Origin of the sequence: [Phormidium] sp. LEGE 05292 (genome assembly GCF_015207735.1) — a bacterium.
Lineage (GTDB): Bacteria > Cyanobacteriota > Cyanobacteriia > Cyanobacteriales > Aerosakkonemataceae > Floridanema.
This window is the reverse complement of the sequence record NZ_JADEWG010000277.1, coordinates 1-3,964: the sequence shown is the minus strand read 5'-3', so window position 1 is coordinate 3,964 and position 3,964 is coordinate 1. Positions and strand designations below refer to the sequence as shown.

Below are 3,964 nucleotides of genomic sequence, written 5' to 3'. Positions count from 1 at the left end.
CTCCCCATCTCCCCATCTCCCCATCTCCCCATTTCCCCATCTCCTCTGCACTGCCTCTACTGCCAAATCAATCAACAACTCCGTTTCTGGGCGGGGAATCAGCACTGCGGGGGAAACAAATAAAGAGAAATTTCGCCAAGGAGTAATGCCAGTAATATACTGTACTGGCAATCTTTCTGTTAGTCGCTTTTGCCACAATTCATTTAGTTTTGATAGTGGCATAGTTAGGGGGATTTGCGATCGATCTTTAAACGACTCCAAACGCAGAGATAAAGTATCTAACCCTGCCACTTCCTGCAAAATCCAATCCACTTCCATTGGCAAAATATCAGCCAACTTTGCCCCATTAATAGCAACAATTCGCCACCGCCAAAGTTCTAACCCAGAAACAATTTTTTCTTGAGACATTTCTTCACTATTAACATCGAGAATAAAAGAAACTAAGCGAAAGGGTAAAGGATTGAATCTAGTGCAGCGCAGTAGAAATGATTGAGCAGTTGAAAACAGGTAAAAAACTAAAATAAACCGCTCAAAAATTTTTGTCTTATTACACTATACTTTTTACCTTTTTCCTAGTTTCTTTTCCCAATCAATTATTAACGTTTCTGATTATTAGCCGGAGTATTTGTTGGGCGTGATTGATTATTTTGTGGTGAAGCTTGTGTTGGTGCTGCTTGAGTTCCTGAAGCCGGACGATTGGGATTATTTCGCTGCATTTCAGTTAACAAAGTCCGCAATAAATCCCTTGATTCCTTAGATGGAATCAACTCAATTTTGCTCAACCATTCCTCTTTACGATTCTTCCAAGCATCTAGCAAACCTTCCAAAGGTACGACATCTATTTGTAGTGAAGAAGCTAAATTTGGTTGTTGTTTTTTAATTCGTTCTACTTCCTCTTGCACTTCTTCTTTGCTGAAAAAGAAAGGAATAATTTGTTGATCTCCCCGTTGAGCAGCTAAATAACTTTTATCTGGCCCACCGCTAAGGACAAACAAAGGTACACCATCAAATTCATTCACATTTTTTCCACTTTGTCGCAACACTGTCAACGCCGAATCAACCTGTTGTTGAGTAGGTACATAAGCAAAATTCAGCGCCTCTGGTTTATTTTTATTTGCTTCTTCCAGCTGATAAACTTCTGCTAAAGACCTGGGTACAACCTGCATATTATTTGCCAGTTGGGGATTTTCAGTTTTCATTTTGTCTAGAAAAGCCTGAGCATCCTTTTGACTGATGAAAATTCCGGCAACTTTTGCCGTCCTATTTTGCTGTTGATTGCGAATTTCCCGAATTACTGTCTGACCATTTTCGTTATTAATGGTAAACACTAGCACTGGTGCTAATTTTTGCAAAATTTGTTCTTGAGTCAGAGCCAGCGCCTCTAAACTACCAATAACCAAAGAACTTAACAAGGTAGCACCAACAATAGCCAGAGATGCGCCTTTGCGAAAAATTGATTTCATAAACTTCTCCTAAAACAATCTCAGCAGAAAAAACTTAGACCTTCAGACACTTAACTAGGTATCGTATCTGATAGTTTTGTTGACGCAATCTGCGACCAGTTTGTTTATCGCACAATATTGATTAATCCGGCCTCTGTCAATAGAACATTGGAAGATATTACAGCATTTCATTGTTTAAATTGTACTGATTCTAACTTGGCTGTAAAGAAAATACCTCCATGAGAGAATCAAGTTAACTACGTTGATAGTATTGCAGAAATAGAGAGAAATTATATGAATCACCCAAATAGAACTCAACTACAGTTTACCAAAGTGGCAAAGTTGCTGGGTTGTGGAGGAGCAATAACTCTGCTCTTACTCGTTGCTGCTTGTCAAAATACCACTTCTTCAGGTTCTGGACTCAAAATTGGCACTCTCCTTCCCATAACGGGAGATTTATCGCAATTTGGCGCTTCGATGCAGGATAGTGCTAGCCTACTGGTGAAAACAGTGAATCAATGTGGTGGTGTTTTAGGTCAACCAGTACAATTAATTTCGGAAAATGACCAAACTAACCCTGCTGCTGGTGCTGCTGCTATGACTAAGTTAGCAGAGGTCGATCGCGTTGGGGGAGTAGTAGGCGCAGCGGGGAGTGGTGTTTCTAGTGCGGCGGTGGATATTGCGGTGCGGAATCAAGTAGTACAAATTTCTCCTTCTAGCACTAGTCCTGTTTTTACTGAAAGAGCAAAAAAAGGTGATTTTCGCGGTTTTTGGTTCCGTACTGCGCCGCCAGATAGCTTCCAAGGTGAAGCTTTAGCCAAATTAGCACAGGCTAGGGGTTTTAAAACTGTCTCGGTGTTGGCGCTCAATAATGACTATGGCAGAGGTTTGGTAAATTCCTTTACTTCAGCTTTTACGCCTTTGGGTGGCAAAGTTCTAAATCAGGCAAAACCTACTTACTATCCCCCTGATGCTTCTAGTTTTGAATCAGAGGTAGCAGCAGCTTTTCAAGGTAATCCTGATGCGGTTTTATTAGTTGCTTATCCAGAAACTGGGAGTTTAATCCTGAAAGCAGCATATCAGCAGGGTTTGTTAGGGAAAAAAACCCAAATCATGCTTAGCGATGGGATGAAAGATTTGAAGATTGCCGAATTGGTGGGCAAAAATTCCCAAGGAAGATATATTGCTACAGGGATGATTGGTACTGCTGCTAGTTCTGGGGGTGCGGCTTTAAAACAGTTTAACGATCGCTACAAAACCGCTTACAATAATCGTCAACCTGTTGTCTATGGGCCTAACTCTTGGGATGCAGCAGCAGTCTTAGTATTAGCTGCCGAAGCTGCTAAATCCACTTCTGGTGCTGCGATTAAAAACAAAATCCGCGAAGTAGCTAATCCCCCAGGACAGAATGTTTCTGATGTTTGTCAAGCACTTTCCCTGATTCGCCAAGGTAAAGAGATCAACTATCAAGGTGCTAGTGGAAATTTAGACTTTGATTCCCAAGGAGATGTGACAGGGAATTATGATATTTGGACGATCGATAAAAACGGACAACTGAAAGTTATTAATACCATCAGTGTCCGTGGCTCCTAAGTGGAGTTACTTGATAATGCGATCGGGATGAGAGGATTTGAACCTCCGGCATCCTGCTCCCAAAGCAGGCGCGCTACCAAGCTGCGCTACATCCCGGTTGGCAACTTTTTTAGTATACCATTTTTCTAGAAATTTGCTACACATTATTTTAGCGGCAGCTTTTCGCATTTCGCTGACGCTTCTGCCAGGTGTAGCAGATTCAAGCGAAAATAGTATTAGGCGCTGATTTGCTAGCTTTTCTATTCGGTCGGTAGTTTAATTGGGATACCAAAACATCCCCTTAATCCCTTCCGGGTCGGAAATAAAACCTAAGCCATGATAGAAATCGAGCACATGAGGATCGGCAAATAAAGTAATGTTGCTAATATCCTCACTGCGAAGTTTTTTAATCATGTACTTCATCAGCGCCTTGCCGAGACCTTTGCCTTGGAAATCAGGGTGAACCACTACATCCCAAATAGTGGCATTAAAGGCATGGTCAGATGTAGCTCTAGCAAAACCAATCAGGCGCTTGCGGTTGCCTTTGACTTCCCACATGGAACCCACAAGGAAACTGTGCTGAAGAGCCTTTTTGACCTTTCGCAGAGGACGGCGTGACCATCCCACTGCGTCGCAGAGTTCTTCTAATTCGTATAAATCAATGTCCCGATCGGTAGAAAAAAATATGCGACCATTACGGTTAGGCGAATCTCCTGTACCTGCGATCGGATATTCTTCTACTTGTTTGCCCCCAGTTGAAGAGGCATTGTCAAAATCGCTAAACCAGCTTTTCCAAAAACCCATGCAGCCGTGGTTATCGTAGTAAAAGGAAGTTGGGTAGGCGTGCTAGTGCAGAAGTCAGAAGGAAAGATTGGCGAAGGAGTAAAGTTGAAAGGATAAAGGGAAAAAGTTAAATTCAATTTCTCCCCTGCTCCCCTGCTCCCCTGCTC

3 protein-coding genes, 1 tRNA gene and 1 pseudogene are annotated in these 3,964 nt (G+C 42.1%); 1 reads left to right on the top strand and 4 read right to left on the bottom strand.

Annotated elements, in window-relative coordinates; translation table 11 throughout:
* Together IQ264_RS31755 and IQ264_RS31750 are read right to left on the bottom strand one after the other, a co-directional pair.
* Positions 1–408, bottom strand: a pseudogene (locus IQ264_RS31755) (protein-(glutamine-N5) methyltransferase, release factor-specific); the annotation flags it as partial.
* A gap of 188 nt (positions 409–596) precedes the next feature.
* Positions 597–1,463, bottom strand: coding sequence for a Tic22 family protein (locus IQ264_RS31750; RefSeq protein ID WP_193986609.1), 867 nt, complete (start codon positions 1,461–1,463; stop codon positions 597–599).
* Between the two features lie 273 nt (positions 1,464–1,736).
* On the opposite strand from IQ264_RS31750, the gene IQ264_RS31745 reads away from it, so the two are divergent.
* A complete protein-coding gene (locus IQ264_RS31745; protein ID WP_193986608.1) occupies positions 1,737–3,035 on the top strand; it encodes an ABC transporter substrate-binding protein in 1,299 nt (432 codons plus the stop codon).
* A 22-nt stretch (positions 3,036–3,057) separates the two neighbouring features.
* On the opposite strand, the gene IQ264_RS31740 is transcribed toward IQ264_RS31745, so the two are convergent.
* Positions 3,058–3,131 (bottom strand) — tRNA-Pro (locus IQ264_RS31740).
* A 159-nt stretch (positions 3,132–3,290) separates the two neighbouring features.
* Positions 3,291–3,818: a GNAT family N-acetyltransferase gene (locus IQ264_RS31735; RefSeq protein ID WP_193986607.1), complete on the bottom strand. Its 528-nt coding sequence runs from the start codon at positions 3,816–3,818 to the stop codon at positions 3,291–3,293.
* Positions 3,819–3,964: the final 146 nt, after the last annotated feature.